The following is a 17,409-nucleotide window of genomic DNA, read 5'->3' on the forward strand; positions in this document are numbered from 1 at the left end:
TCAAAATGACTACAATGGGTGTTTTTGTTTGTGGGGATGTCCGTTGAGTCAAATTACATCAACAGCATTAATTGAATTGTCATTAGACCTAGCACAGAGTTTAACGGCTGATGACCGATTTGATTGTTTGTTAACGACGTTAAGAAAGACCATCACTTGTGAAGCGGTGGTCGTATTAGCTTATAAAGATCATTATTTACAGCCCCTTGCTTTACAAGGGCTAAGTAGGGAGACTTTGGGACGGCGTTTCATCATTGACGAGCATCCAAGGTTTCAACGTATTTGTCAGTCAAAAAAGACCGTTCGTTTTGCTGCTAGTTGTGATTTACCCGATCCTTATGATGGTTTACTTATCGACCGTGAATGTGATCTCCCTGTTCATGCTTGTATGGGCATTCCTTTATATTTCAATGATAAGTTAATCGGCGTGCTAACCTTAGATAGCCTTACTCCTAATATCTTTGATGACATTCCTGAGCGCACTTTAGATGTGATTGCAGCGATGGCTGCAGTGAGCTTAAATACGGCATTAACGATTGAGTTATTAGAGGCAAATGTGCATCACTCAAAGCAAGTTATGGCCGCACTGAGTCAATCGACTCCATTGAAAAAGCAAGATGACTTAATCGGGCAAAGCCCAACAATGCAACGGCTCAAGCGAGAGATTGGGCTAGTGGCTCCATCAAATTACTCCGTGCTAATCCAAGGTGATAGCGGTACGGGTAAGGAGTTAGTAGCACAGCGCATTCATCAATTATCTAATCGTAGTGAACAGCCAATTATCTATGTTAACTGTGCAGCTTTGCCTGAAAGCTTAATTGAAAGTGAGTTATTTGGGCATGTTAAGGGCGCATTTACGGGGGCTGATAGTCAGCGTGCTGGTAAGTTTGTTGTTGCTGATGGTGGTACATTGTTTTTAGATGAAGTCGGCGAATTGCCATTAGCAGCGCAGAGTAAATTACTCCGGGCATTACAAAGTCAAGAGATTCAAGCGGTTGGCCAAGATAAAGTTATTCATGTCGATGTAAGGGTGATTGCGGCCACTAATCGTGATTTGGCCAATGAGGTAGAGCAGGGTAACTTTCGTAGTGATTTGTTCCATCGACTAAACGTTTATCCCGTTAGTGTGCCGGCTCTACGAGAGCGCCATGGCGATATTGAATTGTTAGTTGGCTTCTTTATCGAAAAGCTTAAACGTAAATTAGGTATTAGCCAGCTGAAAGTCGCAGCGAGTGTATTGGATTTTCTACAACAATATGATTGGCCGGGTAATGTACGTGAATTGGAGCACTTTTTAAGTCGCTCCGCGCTTAAGGCTAGTGCCAGTGCGCGTAGTCAAGTTGTGACTATCGAGTTAAGTCATTGTGAGCAGTTACACGCTGTAGTGCCGCTGACGGCGACGTCAACACAATCTGTGGTGACAAGTGAATTGGCAACCGATTTAACTGCGCAGTCAATTGATTTACGAGAAGAAGTGAATGCGTTTCAGCGTAAAATTGTTAAAAAGATCTTGGCACAAGAGCAGGGCAACTGGAGTGCAGCTGCCAAGCGTCTGAATGTGGATCGGGCCAACCTAACCCGCTTAGCTAAGCGGTTAGGTATACAGGTACAAAAGGTAGTTAGCTAAACAAATAAAGAGCAAGAGACTGTCTGCCCAATGGATTACCTAGTGTTCAACGCCGTTGATATCACCTCGCGTGACTGGGTAACCTAGGTTCATCCAACCAAAAATGCCTTCCCATAAGACAGCTGTTCGAGTGTAGCCTTTGGCTCTTAGTTTATTGATGGTGTAATCAGCAGCGGCTCGTGGGCAAGAGCAATAAGCGACAATTTGGACATCTTTAGGAATGCCGGCAACGGTTTCGTCAAGGTCGGCATAATAGGGGAAAGGAATCGCGCCTTTTATATGAGCTGTTTGCCACACTGAAGGAACTCTAGTATCAAGTAATACCATTCGTTTATTCGTTAACAATGCTTGATTCAGATCTTTGGATGAAACATACATTCCTTGGGACAAATTAAAATTAGGATCACCCCCATGTGGGTTAATGATATAGTGCTCCGGTGTCGGCATTTTTTTCAATACGGGTTTATCATCTTTCCAACCACTGGCTTTGCTGCGTAAAAAGGCCGTAATGTCATTAATATCAGATTCGCTCAGAATATTTTTATATGCTTGCATTGGTGTATCCTGACGGCCGTTTAAGATTGCGTGTTTGATAAATTCATCGGTGTTATGTGCAAGCGCTGATTGATTTCCAAGTGCCGGAGCCGTTACTCCCTCCCCGTCTTTTCCGTGACAATTAGTACAGTTTTTTTGATAGAGCGATTGGCCATGCTTAATTTCTCCTACGATAGGCTTAGTTGAAAATCTTAAGCGGTCATACCCCGCTTGTTCAAATAACCAATAAGTGAGATCCCAAGTTTCAGCAAGGGTCATTGGTCCACCTACCTCATCGAGATAACCGCCCATGGCTGTGCCTACGCGCCCGTATGACATCGGCCTTAATATTGCGTGAGGAACGCCAGACTCCATTAAGCTCTTGCTGCGTAATGATGGAGCGTGATCGTTAGCGTGGCCTTCACGATCCTTACCATGACAAAGCGCACAATATTTTTGATAGTTAGCAGCAGCAATTTTTGCTTGTTCGTTAGTGAGTTTTCTCGGAGGAGGTAAGGTGCCTCGGTCAGTTGCAAATAATGGTGCTGATAATACCACGCCTAAACATAATACTACGCATGAGATAGCGGCTAAACTTTTCATGTTATCCCTTGTTAATCATGTAAATATCAATAGTCCAGCCTACCGATTATAGAGTTGACTAGCAAGGTCATCGCTATAGAAGAAAAATGCCGTAACAATTAATTAAAATGTTCTCTATTTACTTTTAAAAGGAAAAATAAGTAATGTGTGCAACTTACTATATTGAGGACTTCGATATGCGCTTAAACCGATGTTCATCTCTGCATGCCCTTTAATGGGCTGAGCTATATAACTACCAAATAGCCTATCCCACAGCGAAATTGTAGCCCCAAAATTACTGTTATATTCTCGTGGAATAACAGAATGGTGGACGCGGTGCATATCTGGAGTGACAATTAATCGCCGTAGGGTTCGATCGATGTGGTGGGGTAAGCGAAGATTAGCATGGTTAAATAAGGCAAAAGCGTTTAAGCATACTTCAAAAATAAAAACAGCGATTAAAGGGGCGCCCAGAGCGAAAATAGTAATTAGCTTGATCAACATCGAAATAATAATCTCAAATGGGTGAAAGCGAACACCCGTTGAAACATCAATATCTATATCGCTATGGTGCACTTGATGCAAACGCCAGAGTATCGGCACGCTATGAAATAGTTTGTGCTGAAAATAAATCACCATGTCTAAGATTAGCCATGAAAGTATTGCCGCTGACCAAATCGGTAACTCGATTTGCTGAAAAAGTCCCCATTGTTGTTGCTGACAAAGAATGGCTACGCCCATAGCGGCGATGGGAAATATGACTTTTACAGTGAGACCGTCAACGATTACCAAACTTAGGTTGGTGAGCCATCGCTTTGAGCGAGCCATTGATAACGAACGTTTGGGGGATAATAGCTCCCATAATGCAATCATGAGAAAAACTAAAGCAAATATACTTAATCTAATGCTACTTTCATGGTCGAGGATCCAATTGAACATGAGTGGCCTTTTCTATAATGATAAGCTCAACATTAGCATAGATTTTCGGGTGATTAAAATGTTGCTAATTATTCGATGAACTTGGCTTTTTTGAATAATCTAGGGGGGAGTGATAGTTGCCATCGTCTTAGCTCTGCATGACTGAATATAAAACTTCCGCGATGAGGGGTTGTAATTGGAGGGCGCTGTTTCCCAGCATAAAATAAGTTGACTTTTTTAGCAGCTTCCACACCTTGCTCTTGGCCACTAATGGTTAACCCACCGATTGCCTTGCCTTGGCCAACAGAAAAAGACCAGAAAGAAAACACCGGAACCGGGCTATTTTTGCTGGTCCATTTAGTGACATAATCAACCGTTAACGTGTTATTAACTTCATTTTTAAGAGTGGCGTAAGTTGCAAGAATGATTGCATCATACCCTTGTTCTTGACTGCCTTTGGTGCTCTGTTGCCAGTGAGAGAATGTTGATGAGATTACCGTATCGACCTGAATGTTACCGATAGAGTGTGACAACCTATTACCTAATGAAGTTTTAACTATTTCGCGAGAGCTAACGCTATCACTCATTAATATTTTTACTTTGCGAACTTGTGGAATAACAGCTTTAATCATTGCGATCGAACGTTTCATGAGTGGCCGCTCTAAAACCCCTGATACATTGTTGGTTAAAGGGACATAACGACGAGGGTTTGCATTAATACCTAAGAAGACAATAGGAATTTGTTGTTTTAAAAGCCTGCTGCCTAGCAGCCTCAAAGCATTATCATCGGCGAGTACGACAAGTTCGGCATTTTGCTCAATGACAAAGTCATAAGCCAGTTGCGCTCTTTGATGAAATAGCTCTTTAGGCAAGCGTTTAGTATCCATTGAAAACTCAAGTAAAGAGACATCAACTAACGTATCTTTTAATCCTTGAGTATATTGTTTTACCCACAAAAAGTCTGTGTGATAACTGTGAATTAGAGCTACACGCTTTTCTTCAGCTTGGGGGGCGCTCATTAAAAAGACTTGAAATATGATTAAAGTGACAAAAAAGCAAGAGCGCAAATGAAATGACCTTTTTAATGCTTCGTTATTAAATCATAGCAAGCTATTGCGCCCTTTGCTTTTTCTATGATTGAATGATGAGTAATGGCTTTTAACTGAGCAGATTAATAATTTTTTGGAGAGAGTGATATGCAAGGATCTATATACACAGCTTTTTCAGATATGGTTATTGAACAAATGGGAATGGAGTCATGGAATGAGTTGATTGATGAAACTAAGCCACCTTCTCAAGGGATATACACTGCAGGTGAACAGTATCAAGATAGTGAACTCATCAATATGGTTGTGTTGCTTGTTGAAAAAACAGGTTTACCAATTGAGCAATTATTAGAAAGTTTCGGTGAGTTCTTATTCGATAAATTGTATAAAAATAGCCCAGCAGATTTATCTAACATTGATAATTTAAGAGATTTCTTACTTGCGATTGACTCAGTCATTCATGTGGAAGTGAAACGATTACACCCTCAAGCTTATCTCCCTAAATTTAAATATATTGAAGATAGAGATGACCAATTGACTCTTCAATATTTTTCAAAACGAAAGTTATGCCATGTTAGTGTCGGGCTGATTAAAGGTGCTGCTAACAAATTCAAGCAAAAAATCCAACTTGAGCACCCGATTTGCATGCACAAAGGAGCAAAATATTGCGAATTAGTAGTGATTTTCAAGGAGGGTTAAATGACCGAAAATACTTATAAAATCGCTTATGAAAGAGAGAGGCAAGCAAGGCTTCGTGCCGAATTCTTATTGGATGAGAAAACAAGGGAGTTATATCAAAATGTCGTTAGTCTTGAGGAGGCGTTGGCTGATCTAAAAGCAACTCAGAAAAAGCTGATACAGTCAGAAAAAATGGCGTCTATAGGTCAAGTCGCCGCCGGCGTTGCTCATGAAATAAATAACCCACTAGGTTTTTCGTTGAGCAATGTGAGTACATTTGAACAGTATTGTGAGTCATTGCTGAAGCTAGAAAGCTTTGTTCATACTGAGCTTCCTAAGATTGGCAATGAACAATTTGTTAATCAGTATTTAGCATTAAGGAAAGAGGAAGACATTGACTTTATCCATGAAGACTCTAATGAAATTATTGAGTCAACGCTGGTTGGGTTAATGCGGATAAAGAAAATAGTGGCTAGCTTAAAAAATGTTACACATCAAAGTATCAGCGAGAAAAAGCTGTGTAATATTAATGATTGCATTCGCGAGTCTCTGGATGTTGTTTGGAATGAATTAAAGTATGGCATGGAAGTGGAATGCCATTATGGCCATATCCCACCTGTATTATGTGAGAGCAGTGAAATACATCAAGTGCTAATGAATATGTTTATTAACGCTAAGCACGCGTGTGATAACAAAGGAAAGTTAGATATATCCACTAGCCGAATAGAAAAAGATGATCAGTCTTGGGTTGCTATACAAATTAAAGATGATGGGCGTGGGATTGCTAGTGACTCTCTTGATAAGATATTTGAGCCCTTTTACACTACTAAGCCCGTTGGTAAAGGCACTGGCCTAGGGTTGTCTGTGTCACATGGCCTAATTCGAAGCCATGGTGGAAAAATTGAGGTTACTAGTATTGAAGGTGAAGGTACTACCTTCACCATCTTACTTAAAATATGTTCAGCATGAGCTTTTGATTGATGTTGAATTAAGAGTTACTTTCTTCATCATCATGTATCAGATTCTTGTTATTGTTGACACGAGAACGCCACTTTTCTTTCGCGACAGTCTGCATGTCTAATGCCTGATCTCTTTCATCAACAATCTCAATGCCCATTAAGGCTTCGATAAGATCTTCCAATGTCACAATACCTTGGACATCACCATACTCATTAATCACCAGTGCAATTTGAACACGTTTCTCTAACAAATTTTGAAACAGGCGCGGTACTGGCAAGCTACTAGGGACGGTATAAAGCGGTTTCACTAGTTTGCTGATTTTGTAGTCACCATCTAATCGGTGGTAAGCAAGCATGATGTCATTTTTATGAACAAAACCAATAATATCATCACTGTCTTTATCGAAAACTAGAACGCGAGAGAAAGATATTGAGCCATGTTGATTTAAATATTGTTCAACGGTTAAATCTTTATGCACTTTAAATATAACAGTACGTGGAGTGATGACTTGCTCGAGTTTTATTTGCCTGAATTTAAGTAAGCTTGTGATGATTGAGCTTTCTTCTTGTTGTAACACTCCAGACTCTAAGCCCAAGCCTGCCATTGCTTCAATTTCTTGACGAATGAAATGGCTGTCATCAGTTTTTGGGGCGAATAACTTTGTGATTAAATCTGACAGCCAAATAAATGGTTTTAAAACACGAACCAACCAAACTAAAGCGACAGAAACCGGGCTACAAAGTGAACGCCAATAGTTTGCGCCAAGAGTCTTTGGAATGATTTCTGATAAGACGAGAACAAGTAATGTCATGATGGCAGAAGCGATGCCGATCGCTGCATCACCAAATACGGCAGCCGCTTGAGCACCAACGCCTGCTGCACCTGCGGTATGGGCTATAGTGTTTAAAGTCAGGATAGCTGCTAAAGGTTGATCGACTTTCTCTCTTAAGCCCTCTAATCTAAGAGCTAACGTTGGTTTTTCTTTTTTTAAACTCGCCACATAACTTGGGGTAATACTAAGTAGTACAGCCTCCATGATCGAACAAAGGAATGAAATGCCAATCGCTAGGCACATATAGGTAATAAGTAGAGCCACTGTATCCTCAGTTAACAGCTAACAGGTATATAGCTACATTGTATCTGAATTTCGTGAAAACAGTGAGAATTAACCATCATTGAGTTTAGTTATGCATTAAATCTTTTTAGTGATTAGATAGTGAGTCGTCAGCGAGTTGTTGCTTCATTTAAAGATACATAGCAGAGTAAAATGTAAGGTTGATTGAAAATTAAGCAGTAACTGTGTGATAATATTTAGTCAGTTTGTGTCGTTTTTAACGGCGGCCTGATGCATTGATAAAGTTCAACGGAGTAAACGCTTGGCAGGTTATCTGCCTACTGTGTTCATTGCTGCATTAAACTGGGGTGTCTTTTATCCACTGAGAAAGGACGGGCTATGGATTCAATATTGGTTATTTTGGCCATCTCATTAGCACTTGCTAGCGTGCTTAATATCATTTTAACTAAATTCTCTGTGTCCCACATTATTGGTTACATTATTACCGGTGTGGTGATTAGTAATTTATTTGAGTTTAATGGCGGGAACAATCAACATACGCTTGAGTTAATTGGTGAATTTGGGATTGTTTTTCTTATGTTTACTATTGGCTTAGAGATGTCCTTTTCGCGGCTACATAAGATGAAGGATCTAATTTTCTTTAATGGCTTTATGCAATTAGTGGGCTGTGCTTTTTGTATCTTCTTATTGTCTTTCTATGTCTTTTCTCTTGATGTTATTTCATCCATTATTATTGCATTAGCGTTTAGCTTATCATCAACCGCCATTGTTCTGCCGTATTTGAAACGCTCGAAAGATATTGTAACTCCTTATGGGCAAAAGTCGGTGGCTATCTTAGTTTTTCAAGACTTAGCGGTTATTCCGATTTTGCTGTTGTTAGGTTTTCTATCCAATAATGAATTAGGCTTGGTTGATGTTGTATTAAAAACCGCCGTTTATGCTGTCATCATTATCATTTTTATGTTTACGTTGGGTAAAAAAGTGATCGGCTGGCTGCTACATTTCTCAACGGATGCCAAGATGGATGAGCTATTTCTAGGCTCAGTATTTACCATCGTGATTGGTGCATCATTGCTTGCTCATTCCTTAGGCTTTACTTACTCCTTGGGGGCTTTTATTGCGGGCATGATTATCGCGGAAACTAAGTTTCATGTGAAAGTGGAAGAGGATATATCGTCATATAAAGACCTACTGTTAGGCGCTTTTTTCTTTTCTATTGGTACTAAGATAGATATTACAAGCTTGGTGAGTGATTTCCATTTAATCTTTTTTGGGGTCGCAGTGGTCTTTTTAATGAAAGCATTAATTATTTATTTCATTATTCGAAGACAGTCTAATAAAAGTGACTCTTTGAAAGCTGCCATTGCTCTATGTCAAATCGGAGAGTTTTCATTTGCTATCTTTACCTTGGCTATTAATGAGTTTCTAATTAGCGATGAGCTAGGCAACTATCTTATTTTGGTTACCGTACTATCGATGTTCATTACACCATTTATTGTGAATAAAATTTATAAAATTGCCTCATTGTTTGTCGTAGAATATTTTGAAGCGGATAATATCCATCCCGTGACAACTCGTAATCATACTATTGTTTGTGGCTTTGCTATCTTAGGTCGAATTGTAGCTACTGAACTGGAGAAAAAAGGCGAAAGCTTCATTGTGATCTCAGACAATTTACAGCATGTGTTGTTGGCGAGAAAACGAGGTTATGAAGCCTATTTCGGCCATATGGATAACGAGGAAGTATTAGAATCCCTTAATGTGGTACACGCAGATGCAGTGATAGTAACGGTTAATAGTACCAAGAATAAGCAAATAATCTGTGGTGCAATTTTAGATTTTTATCCCGCGATTAGGCTTGTCGTAAAAGTTAATAGTTTAGAAGAGAAAACCGCATTAGCGGGGCTCAAAATTAGTTCCTTTGTTCATGCTCAATATGAAACGGCGCGGTTATTAATCAAGCATACAAAAATGCATAGTAGTGAGACTAAGAGCGGTCAATCTAATGTGTCTCCGTTAAAGTCAGTTTCAGCAAAACCTTACTTACAGCTAACGACTAGTGCGTCGGCGGAGAAAGTGTCGGGAAGAAAACCCAGAGACTCTGACAAATAGAGCCTCTGTGGCATAAACTTTCATTGAGTTTGAGTTGAGGCCATCTCCTTTGACCTTTATTTATGTGGAATAAAAACGCTTTAAGTGATTAACATTAGAGCGTTAAATCAAATACGGCATTAACCGAAGCAGAGAAGTTTATATTTTGTTCTAAATATTGGCCTGGTGCGGCGTCGCTCGATTGAAACTGGATGCGCTCAACGGCTTTATTTTGACCAAAGCGGTAGTGACTATGCTCTGCAACGACATTAATGCTATATACACCACCAAGGGTCGAATCAAAAGCGCTAGCTAGGGCACTTGCTTGTTGTTTTGCGTTCTTCACTGCCAAAATATAAGCTTGTTGCTTCAGTGTATCTGCTTGAGATGACTTTAGTTCGATATTTCTGATTTCGTTAATTTCCACACTTAATGCGAAGTCCATGAGCTGATTTAACTTATTTAAATCAGTTAAGGATACTTTTAATGTTCGTATTGCTTGATATCCCGAAAGTTGGCGCTCTTGATTTCTAGGGTAAGTGTAATGCGGCTGGGTTGAAATACTTGAAGCAGACACGTTTTCCTTATCCACATTAAACTTAGCTAACCCTTTGAGCAGCTTATTAACTTTATCATCGACTTCTTGCTTAGCTTGCAAACTGGTTTTTTGTTTGCCAACGACTTGAAGGTGTACGATTGCAATGTCCGGCTTTGCACTGATTTCAGCGTGGCCCGTAACGGCAACATGTCGATTATCGGGTAGACCTGAATTTGCATGGGCGAATGATGATAGGCCGATAATAGTGAGTAGGAATAGGTACTTTTTCATAAATGACTCTCAATGTTGATATTGAATTTTTCGTTATTATTAAACGGAGAAACTTAAGTTTAGCTTAATATAAAGAACTCAAACCTCTTCTTGAAATTGTTTATGATAATCGTTATCATTTACCTTTATTCGATTAGGGTATCACTCAATGAAAAAATTATTTTTAGTAGCAGCGTTATTCGGCTGTTCAACGATCGGTTTAACTGCCCAAGTCACAGCAAAAGAAATGACTATGTGGCAGGAGTATAAAGCGGCTGCGACACATACTAGCCAATTAATAAAGTCTGGTTCTTATGATGAAATTGGTAATTCAGCTGCCAATCTAGTGACTATTGCTAACGACATACTTCCAGCATTCGCTCATAAGAAACCACAGTGCAAAGTCTATTTAGATGCGGTGCTTGCTGCTTCTGAGAGTATGCAATCGTTGAGCCTTGAAGCGATTGAGGCGGATTATCATGCAGATGGTAAATTGCCCGCACTAACGAGTGGTGAGTGTTATCATGCCAAAGATTTATTAGTGCACCCTGCAACGGTTGTGGTCATGGCAAAAACGTTATCAGATAACAAAAAAGAGCGTAAACACATGAGTCACGAGATTGATGAAGTGTTAATGCATTTAGACCAAGTGGCAGCGACAGTCTTAAAATAGTTACCTGTTGCTCAATTAGAAATAGCATACGCCCTAGTCAGCCTATATGTTGACTAGGGCGCTTTATTTGGTGCTGTGTTTTATTCAGCCACTTGTTTTTAGCTGAGGCTTATTTAAATATTTTATCTGCCCAACGGCTTAAGCCGGAGGTTACACTGGCAAAGTGATCGCCTGTAGCAACGGGAACCCCTTGCAGGTGTTGCTCTAGGAAGTCATGTAATACGGGTGATTTTGCGCTACCGCCTGTAATGAAAATGACATCAGGCTGGCAGCCAGCTTGCTCAATCGTTTGGTCGATTAGTTTACCGATACTATCGAGGTGGCGACGGTTGGCTAGGCGTAACGTGTCTCGAGAAACATCAGCATAAAGCGCATTACTCAAATAATTCAGGTCAACTTGATGCTGGCTATGGTCGGTTAAAGCGATCTTTGCCTTTTCGGCGCTGTTAACCAGTTGATAACTCAATTTCTCTTGCTGGACTTGTAATAGTCGAGTAACAAGTTCTGGCTCAGCAGCTTGCTTGATGAGCTCTTTTAAAGCGCGTTCATTCGCTGGGCTATAAAAGTCAGTTTGATCGTTAATATTATTGATTGAAGCGGCTTGCCAGTGAAAGCTAGTTGGCATAGGTTTACCGCTTGTTGAAAGGGTATCTAACCCTAAACTTGGCATTAGGCCACGCATTGTTAATTGAATATCTAAATCGTTGCCGCCGATTCGTTGACCGCTATGACCGAGTAGGTCTTGTTCACGATTGACCGATTGCGCATGTTGTGGTCCCATCAAAAGCATTGAAATATCAGTAGTACCTCCACCAATATCAACGACTAAAACGCGGCTCTCTTTGGCTAAGGTTGCTTCAAATTCAAAGCCTGCGGCAACAGGCTCATATTGATATTCAACGTCTTTAAATCCCGCTCGGGTTGCAGCATTTGTTAAGATAGTTAATGCTTGCTGGTTACTTTCTTCACCACGCAAGCCCTGAAAGTTGATCGGTCGACCAATCACAGTTTGTGTTACCTCGCGCTGCAAGCTTAATTCCGTGGCTTGTTTTACGTGGATCATCATTGAAGCAATAATATCTTCAAATAGTGCAATTTGTTGTGGGTGAAGACCGCTTGCACCAAGAAATGATTTTGGCGATTTAATGTAATAGCCTTCCTCGGGATCCTCTAAATAGCGGGATAATGCCGCTTGGCCAAAATCTAAGTTGGTGTCGATACCATCGAAGGCCAATTCACGTAAGGCACTTTGACCTTTTGTTATTTGCTGTTGACGTTCTTTGATAAAATTAAGCTTGGCATCCCCTGCTAATTGGCTTTCGAGCCAATTCACAATCATGTCTCTACTTGGTGCATAAAGTGATGATGGCATGTAGCGGCCATGATTCGCTAGTGAGATTAAACGCGGCTTGTTATCTTCCATTACCGCGACAGCGCAGTTTGAAGTGCCGTAATCAAATCCAATCATAGTATGAGTCCAAATAGAAAAAGGTCGCGTAGAATACTTAGTTTCTATTTAGAGTGCAATCCTACGAATGCGATATTGGCTCAGAGTTGGTTAGTTTGTGTTGGTTGTCGCTATTTTCTCTTTTAATCGTGCGCTTAGTTGGGTGAGAGACTGGTTTAATTGCTCTTTTATAATTTTGTATTCAGTTGACCCTGTGCCAGTGATGTTTGCCATATCAAGGGTTAAGGCCGTTTCTGCTAGGCGACTAAATCCAAGTTTATCGGCTGCTAATGCGAATTGGTATAGAGTGTCCTTTGCCAGGGCTAGCTCTCTTGTTGCGAGTTGTTTTCGAATCTGTGGTAATAGTTGCTGTATTTCATTCATGGTCTTTTCTACAACTTGGAGAAGGGTTCGATCGCCCTTATTTTTTTCCAGCATATTGAGAGCCGATGGGTTAAAAATATGCTCTTGTTGTTCTTGTTCTTGTTCTTGTTCTTGTTCTTCGTTGCTTGATCTATTCTTAATATCTTGACTCTGCTGCAAGTTAGCGTCTGCGATGAGATCGTTAAATTCTTGAGGTAAGGGCGAATCTTCCGCTGATAATAGTTCTGAATCTTGTTGTTCGTGAAGGGTGGGCTCTATCTTCGAAGTTACTTTTGGGGTCGTGTTAACTTTTGATTCTGTCTCACTTTGTTTGGTTGTATCCGCTATCGCGTCGGTAGTTGATGTGGTTACCTTTACCACAGCGCTAAGTTTGTCAGCTGCCTGATGATAGGCTTTGATAATGTTGTGATTGGTAGTGACGTCCTTGAGACTTCGTCTAAGTAAGCTTGTCTGAATGGGTCTTGATAACAATTTAATTAACCCTTGATGTCTGTAGTGGGCAATAGCTTCGGGTGAGACTAGGGTGGTGAGAGCAATAAAAGGGGTGCGGTTATTAAGCCCATCGCCTTTGATTGTTTGATAGTGTAAATTTAAAGCGTTTAACGCTGGTTGGTTCATATCAAGTAATACAGCATCGTAGGTATGCTTTTGCAAGCAATCGGTAGCTTGTTGATACTTAGTTGCCAGTGAGATATTGTGGTGGTCTTGATTGAGTGTGTCGATTAACTCGAGTAGCCCATTGTTGATTTGTTCAATAATGAGTATTTTTAATGGCTTAGATTTTGACGCGTGATTTGAGTGAGTCTGACTATTACTTTTCTCTCCGATACTGGTCGTGATAGAGAATGTTAATTTATTTCCTTTGTTTTCATTGTTCGTCACTGTGAGCTGGCTGTTTAATGCGCTGATAATTTTCTTACTAATGGCTAAATTAAGGTTACTGTTTGTCAAGTACTGTTCCGCTGATTGTGCTGCCTTGTGTGGGGCGGTGGCTTCGTCTATCGATTCTACATGTTGAGAGCTATTAATCGCAGTGTCTAATAGTTCAAAAGCTATCTCTTGTAGCCCAGATTTATTATTTAATGGAAGGCATGATACGGTTAATTGAATATAACCGTCAGCGGTGTCGTTAATGGCGTTACTTATTAAATTAACGAGAATAACTTTGAGCTTATTGGTATCTAATAAATAGCTTGGTGCAACATCTCCCTTAATCGTTAAATCTAGCTTTAGGTTTTTATTTTCTGCAATAGGTCTAAATAAGTTAACGATTTCATTTAACCAGTCCTCTAGTGCAGTAAAGTGCATATTGAGCGGTGTCTTTTTATTAATGACGTGAGAGTATTGTAATACGCTCGAGATAAGTTGCTGTAATGAATCACTGGCGTTGATAATTGTATTTGTTTGTTGTTGAGTTTTATCGTCATATAAGCGGTGCTGAATGTGGTTTGCTGTTGATGATATTAAATGTAGTGGTGGTGTTAATTGATGGCTTAATGTAGCGATAAAGTTGCTTTGCTCATCCGTTTCTTGAGTCGCATTTATTTTTTCTTGTAGAGATTGTGCTAATTTATACTCAGCGCAAAGCAGTGTGAAGATAAACACCATGACAATGCTGTAGAAAATCATTAGCCAAGTTGTCGCTTGACCAACAAGGCTTAGTGTAAATAACGCTGTTTTTAACTCTGCTCCTGCTTTAAAAATGAGAAGGTTATCAAATATTCGCCAACTCATTACAATACAAATGATTAGACACATTAAAACAATTAAAATGTTGCCCACTGTTTTGGTGCGCTCTACTGGTACTATGGCATTGTAGAGCGCGTTGGAAAAGCACAGTAAAATGAAGCTCGAAACGGTAATAACACGCGCTTCAAGTTGAGGATACTCAAATGTATATATATAGAGAACTGAACAATATGGAATAAATATCGCTACTGGGAACCACCATGAGGGTTGAATCCTACGGTATAGTTTATTGACTCCTCGAAGAAAACTGATACAGGATGCGCCCAATGCTATGTTGGCAATATATATCAAAGAGAGCGAGGTGTTAACATTAGATAACAAATGGACAGCACAGGCGTAGAGTGTCAGGGTGAGTAACCATTCAAAAGAACCTGGTGCATCCTTGTAAACAGTCCAAATAATAGCAAATAAAACCACACTAAGTAGTGCGGTAGAGGTTGCTAAGGTACTGACACTTAATAGTTCCATCGAGGCTTATTTTCCATTGTTCGTATATTCTACAAGTATAGTAATAAATACGATAAATGGAGGGGAATTTAGCTTAGATAACAGGTTGTATCACCTCTCATTATTAAAGAAAAAGGCGCTTGTTAGTTAACCTTTGATGTCGACTCTATTGTGAATGTTTTTCCATTTCTCCGGAAACTTGCCTTGAATGACAAAAGTAAAAGCTATGAGCTCGGCAATAACAATATAAAGCTCTTTTGGTATCTCTTGACCTAAATCTAATGTCTTTAAAAATTGGCTAAGCTCTTTGTCTTGATGAACGAACACATCATTCTCTTTGGCAATATCAATGAGTTCTTGTGCTAGATCTCCATACCCTTTAGCGACGACTTTTGGCGCTGTTTTTTGGTCATACTTTAACGCAACAGCGTGTTTATTTGGATCATTGGGGGCTTCACTCATGCGGTGACCTCGACTAACTGATTTGGACGTTTTAGTAGTGTTTTAGGTATATCACCTTGTTCACATGATATTTTATTTGCTTGCAAGCCTAATGTTTTTAAGCGCTCGCTTAAAAAGTCGCAATAGAATGAAGCTCTATCAGTGAGCTCTGGGTTGCTACAAGTCAATTCTATTTCCACTGACGTTCCTTGTATGGTTGCAACGGCTTTAATTTTTTCTTGGTGTTCTAAAGGGAGTAATAACGTGAGACGCCATTGCTTTTCTCCACGTTCATTTGTATTAGATGCTTGGCTTAACTCGCCTTCAACTTGTGAAATTTGCTGCTCTGACGTTGGTAAAGAAAAATAATATTGTTGTTGGTTATTAGTATTTTGATCTTGTGATTGATATTGATAGAGCTGAATGTTGCTCGTCAATGACGTTAATGTGTCCTCAAGCGGTTTTAAGTGAGGCAAGCTGCCAAGTAATTGTAAAGCTCTGGCGAGTTGTGATGCCGAGGCGCTTGAGCTGCCTTTCTTTAATATTTTTTGCAGGTGTTTAGCGAGCTCTGGCGAGAGACTTTGGCCTTGCTGAGCATGGCGACCACCAAGAATAAGCTGTAATGCACTGGCTAAGGGGCCAAGGTGTGACAGGTTAATACTTTGGCTGCTAAGAGGCTCAAACTGCATAAATTGCCCGATGGTACTGGCTAACGTTTGAGGGTTGGTTAATTGCTCGATGTTTGGGAGTCGTTTCTCTAGCTGTTGTGTAAGTTGTTTGACTTGTTCTATTGCGGCTAAATCAGGCTTAGTGATTGGCTCTGCGGCTTTGACTGCTGCTTTTGCTAGTGCTTCTATCGACGAACTTTCTGCCGAGGGTGTTGATAAGTTGAAGTTTGCTGGGGTTGCTAATGGTGATGACGCAACCGTTGGCTTAGGTAACTGCGGCTCACTCGCCTGATTAGGCTGGGTTTGTTTAGTTTGCGTGTGCTCACTTTGTAAGGCATTGGTCATGGCGCTGAGAAGTTGAGTAAGCTTCTGTTGAGACAGAGATTGAGGCAGTGATTGAGGCTGTGCTGTACCTTGATTTGCATTACCTTGCGAGCTTTGCTGAGTGACTTGTTGCTTTGGCTCTTCTGAGAGAGCGGGCATTAGCGGATTTTTGCTTGGTATTAATTTTGACTCGGTAATCGATACTGTATTTGTTAAACGTTCGGTAACTTGCTCCGCTTTAGTTGATGTGTTTTTTATTATCTCAGCTACTTGGTTAAGATGCGGTGAGCTTTTTTCAAGTCTTGGCTGTTCTTTATTCGTTGCGCTGTGTGGTGAGGTATTAGACTCAATTATTGTTTTGTTTACGTCTTTTTGACGGCTGTGCTCTTGCAGTGTTAAAGCTTCTTTTTCAAGTGGTGTATTTTTATTTGAAAAAACGTCTTTGACTGGTTCTCTATGAGCGGAGGGCTCTTTGTTAGCTGAGGGCTCTTTATTAGCTAAAGGCTCTCTGTTAGCTGAAGGCTCTTTGCTGGTTAAAGGCTCTTTGTTTGCTGAGGGCTCTTTATTAGCTGAAGGCTCTTTATTGGCTGAGGGCTCTTTGTTTGCTGAGGGCTCTTTGTTTGCTGAGGGCTCTTTGTTTGCTGAGGGCTCTTTGTTAGCTAAAGGCTCTTTGATTGCTGAGGGCTCTTTATTAGCTGAAGGCTCTTTGTTGACTGAGGGCTCTTTGTTGGCAGAGGGCTCTTTGTTGGCTGAGGGCTCTTTGTTGGCTGAGGGCTCTTTGTTAGCTAAAGGCTCTTTGTTGACTGAGGGCTCTTTGTTGGCTGAGGGCTCTTTGTTAGCTAAAGGCTCTTTGTTGACTGAGGGCTCTTTGTTTGCTGAAGGCTCTTTGTTAGCTAAAGGCTCTTTGTTGACTGAGGGCTCTTTGTTGGCTGAGGGCTCTTTGTTAGCTAAAGGCTC

The 17,409-nt window shown here is 40.4% G+C and carries 14 protein-coding genes and 1 pseudogene; 6 read left to right on the plus strand and 9 right to left on the minus strand.

The features are described from left to right. The first annotated feature begins 43 nt into the window (after positions 1–43). Positions 44–1,627 (plus strand): nitric oxide reductase transcriptional regulator NorR, encoded by a 1,584-nt coding sequence (norR, locus tag Q8W26_RS10830; protein ID WP_101214969.1) that lies wholly within the window; start codon positions 44–46, stop codon positions 1,625–1,627. A gap of 39 nt (positions 1,628–1,666) precedes the next feature. Here norR and Q8W26_RS10835 read toward each other — a convergent pair whose 3' ends face one another. From Q8W26_RS10835 to Q8W26_RS10845, 3 genes are all read right to left on the minus strand, one after another. Then, positions 1,667–2,764 (minus strand): c-type cytochrome, encoded by a 1,098-nt coding sequence (locus Q8W26_RS10835; protein WP_101214970.1) that lies wholly within the window; start codon positions 2,762–2,764, stop codon positions 1,667–1,669. 114 nt (positions 2,765–2,878) lie between these two features. Next, positions 2,879–3,682: a sterol desaturase family protein gene (locus Q8W26_RS10840; RefSeq protein WP_101214971.1), complete on the minus strand. Its 804-nt coding sequence runs from the start codon at positions 3,680–3,682 to the stop codon at positions 2,879–2,881. A gap of 68 nt (positions 3,683–3,750) precedes the next feature. Then, positions 3,751–4,680: an ABC transporter substrate-binding protein gene (locus Q8W26_RS10845; protein ID WP_153071515.1), complete on the minus strand. Its 930-nt coding sequence runs from the start codon at positions 4,678–4,680 to the stop codon at positions 3,751–3,753. Positions 4,681–4,857: 177 nt separating this feature from the next. Between Q8W26_RS10845 and Q8W26_RS10850 the strand changes: the two genes are divergently transcribed. Both Q8W26_RS10850 and Q8W26_RS10855 read left to right on the plus strand, forming a co-directional pair. Continuing rightward, positions 4,858–5,406, plus strand: a complete 549-nt coding sequence (locus tag Q8W26_RS10850) for a heme NO-binding domain-containing protein (protein WP_101214972.1) — start codon at positions 4,858–4,860, stop codon at positions 5,404–5,406. Continuing rightward, the gene (locus Q8W26_RS10855; RefSeq protein ID WP_101214973.1) at positions 5,407–6,354 is read left to right on the plus strand and encodes a sensor histidine kinase; all 948 of its coding nucleotides are present in this window, start codon (positions 5,407–5,409) and stop codon (positions 6,352–6,354) included. A gap of 19 nt (positions 6,355–6,373) precedes the next feature. On the opposite strand, the gene Q8W26_RS10860 is transcribed toward Q8W26_RS10855, so the two are convergent. Beyond that, positions 6,374–7,441, minus strand: a complete 1,068-nt coding sequence (locus Q8W26_RS10860; RefSeq protein WP_101214974.1) for a CNNM domain-containing protein — start codon at positions 7,439–7,441, stop codon at positions 6,374–6,376. 357 nt (positions 7,442–7,798) lie between these two features. Here Q8W26_RS10860 and Q8W26_RS10865 point away from each other — a divergent pair, with 357 nt between their 5' ends. Continuing rightward, positions 7,799–9,532 (plus strand): cation:proton antiporter, encoded by a 1,734-nt coding sequence (locus Q8W26_RS10865; protein WP_101214975.1) that lies wholly within the window; start codon positions 7,799–7,801, stop codon positions 9,530–9,532. Positions 9,533–9,626: 94 nt separating this feature from the next. On the opposite strand, the gene Q8W26_RS10870 is transcribed toward Q8W26_RS10865, so the two are convergent. Further along, positions 9,627–10,340, minus strand: a complete 714-nt coding sequence (locus Q8W26_RS10870) for an SIMPL domain-containing protein (RefSeq protein ID WP_101214976.1) — start codon at positions 10,338–10,340, stop codon at positions 9,627–9,629. Between the two features lie 148 nt (positions 10,341–10,488). Here Q8W26_RS10870 and Q8W26_RS10875 point away from each other — a divergent pair, with 148 nt between their 5' ends. Then, positions 10,489–10,992 (plus strand): hypothetical protein, encoded by a 504-nt coding sequence (locus Q8W26_RS10875; protein WP_101214977.1) that lies wholly within the window; start codon positions 10,489–10,491, stop codon positions 10,990–10,992. A gap of 109 nt (positions 10,993–11,101) precedes the next feature. On the opposite strand, the gene yegD is transcribed toward Q8W26_RS10875, so the two are convergent. The 4 genes from yegD to Q8W26_RS10895 all read right to left on the minus strand — a co-directional run bounded on the left by yegD (position 11,102) and on the right by Q8W26_RS10895 (position 16,611). Then, positions 11,102–12,460, minus strand: a complete 1,359-nt coding sequence (gene yegD, locus Q8W26_RS10880) for a molecular chaperone (RefSeq protein ID WP_101214978.1) — start codon at positions 12,458–12,460, stop codon at positions 11,102–11,104. A gap of 90 nt (positions 12,461–12,550) precedes the next feature. Then, positions 12,551–15,040, minus strand: coding sequence for a histidine kinase dimerization/phospho-acceptor domain-containing protein (locus Q8W26_RS10885; protein ID WP_101214979.1), 2,490 nt, complete (start codon positions 15,038–15,040; stop codon positions 12,551–12,553). Positions 15,041–15,166: 126 nt separating this feature from the next. After that, the gene (locus tag Q8W26_RS10890) at positions 15,167–15,481 is read right to left on the minus strand and encodes an EscU/YscU/HrcU family type III secretion system export apparatus switch protein (protein WP_101214980.1); all 315 of its coding nucleotides are present in this window, start codon (positions 15,479–15,481) and stop codon (positions 15,167–15,169) included. Beyond that, positions 15,478–16,611, minus strand: a complete 1,134-nt coding sequence (locus Q8W26_RS10895) for a hypothetical protein (protein ID WP_305473353.1) — start codon at positions 16,609–16,611, stop codon at positions 15,478–15,480. Before Q8W26_RS10895 ends, Q8W26_RS10890 begins: the two co-directional genes overlap by 4 nt. A 313-nt stretch (positions 16,612–16,924) precedes the next feature. On the opposite strand from Q8W26_RS10895, the pseudogene Q8W26_RS10900 reads away from it, so the two are divergent. Continuing rightward, positions 16,925–17,409, plus strand: a pseudogene (locus Q8W26_RS10900) (hypothetical protein); the annotation flags it as partial.

Source organism: Psychrobium sp. 1_MG-2023 (assembly GCF_030689115.1).
Classification (GTDB): Bacteria; Pseudomonadota; Gammaproteobacteria; order Enterobacterales; family Psychrobiaceae; genus Psychrobium.

Bases quoted from the DNA above. Each gene is read 5' to 3' on its own strand.
- Q8W26_RS10835 (WP_101214970.1), bottom strand. From the start codon at position 2,764: ATGAAAAGTTTAGCCGCTATCTCATGCGTAGTATTATGTTTAGGCGTG.
- Q8W26_RS10840 (WP_101214971.1), bottom strand. From the start codon at position 3,682: ATGTTCAATTGGATCCTCGACCATGAAAGTAGCATTAGATTAAGTATA.
- Q8W26_RS10845 (WP_153071515.1), bottom strand. From the start codon at position 4,680: ATGAGCGCCCCCCAAGCTGAAGAAAAGCGTGTAGCTCTAATTCACAGT.
- Q8W26_RS10850 (WP_101214972.1), top strand. From the start codon at position 4,858: ATGCAAGGATCTATATACACAGCTTTTTCAGATATGGTTATTGAACAA.
- Q8W26_RS10855 (WP_101214973.1), top strand. From the start codon at position 5,407: ATGACCGAAAATACTTATAAAATCGCTTATGAAAGAGAGAGGCAAGCA.
- Q8W26_RS10865 (WP_101214975.1), top strand. From the start codon at position 7,799: ATGGATTCAATATTGGTTATTTTGGCCATCTCATTAGCACTTGCTAGC.
- Q8W26_RS10870 (WP_101214976.1), bottom strand. From the start codon at position 10,340: ATGAAAAAGTACCTATTCCTACTCACTATTATCGGCCTATCATCATTC.
- Q8W26_RS10875 (WP_101214977.1), top strand. From the start codon at position 10,489: ATGAAAAAATTATTTTTAGTAGCAGCGTTATTCGGCTGTTCAACGATC.
- yegD (WP_101214978.1), bottom strand. From the start codon at position 12,460: ATGATTGGATTTGATTACGGCACTTCAAACTGCGCTGTCGCGGTAATG.
- Q8W26_RS10885 (WP_101214979.1), bottom strand. From the start codon at position 15,040: ATGGAACTATTAAGTGTCAGTACCTTAGCAACCTCTACCGCACTACTT.
- Q8W26_RS10890 (WP_101214980.1), bottom strand. From the start codon at position 15,481: ATGAGTGAAGCCCCCAATGATCCAAATAAACACGCTGTTGCGTTAAAG.
- Q8W26_RS10895 (WP_305473353.1), bottom strand. From the start codon at position 16,611: ATGCCCGCTCTCTCAGAAGAGCCAAAGCAACAAGTCACTCAGCAAAGC.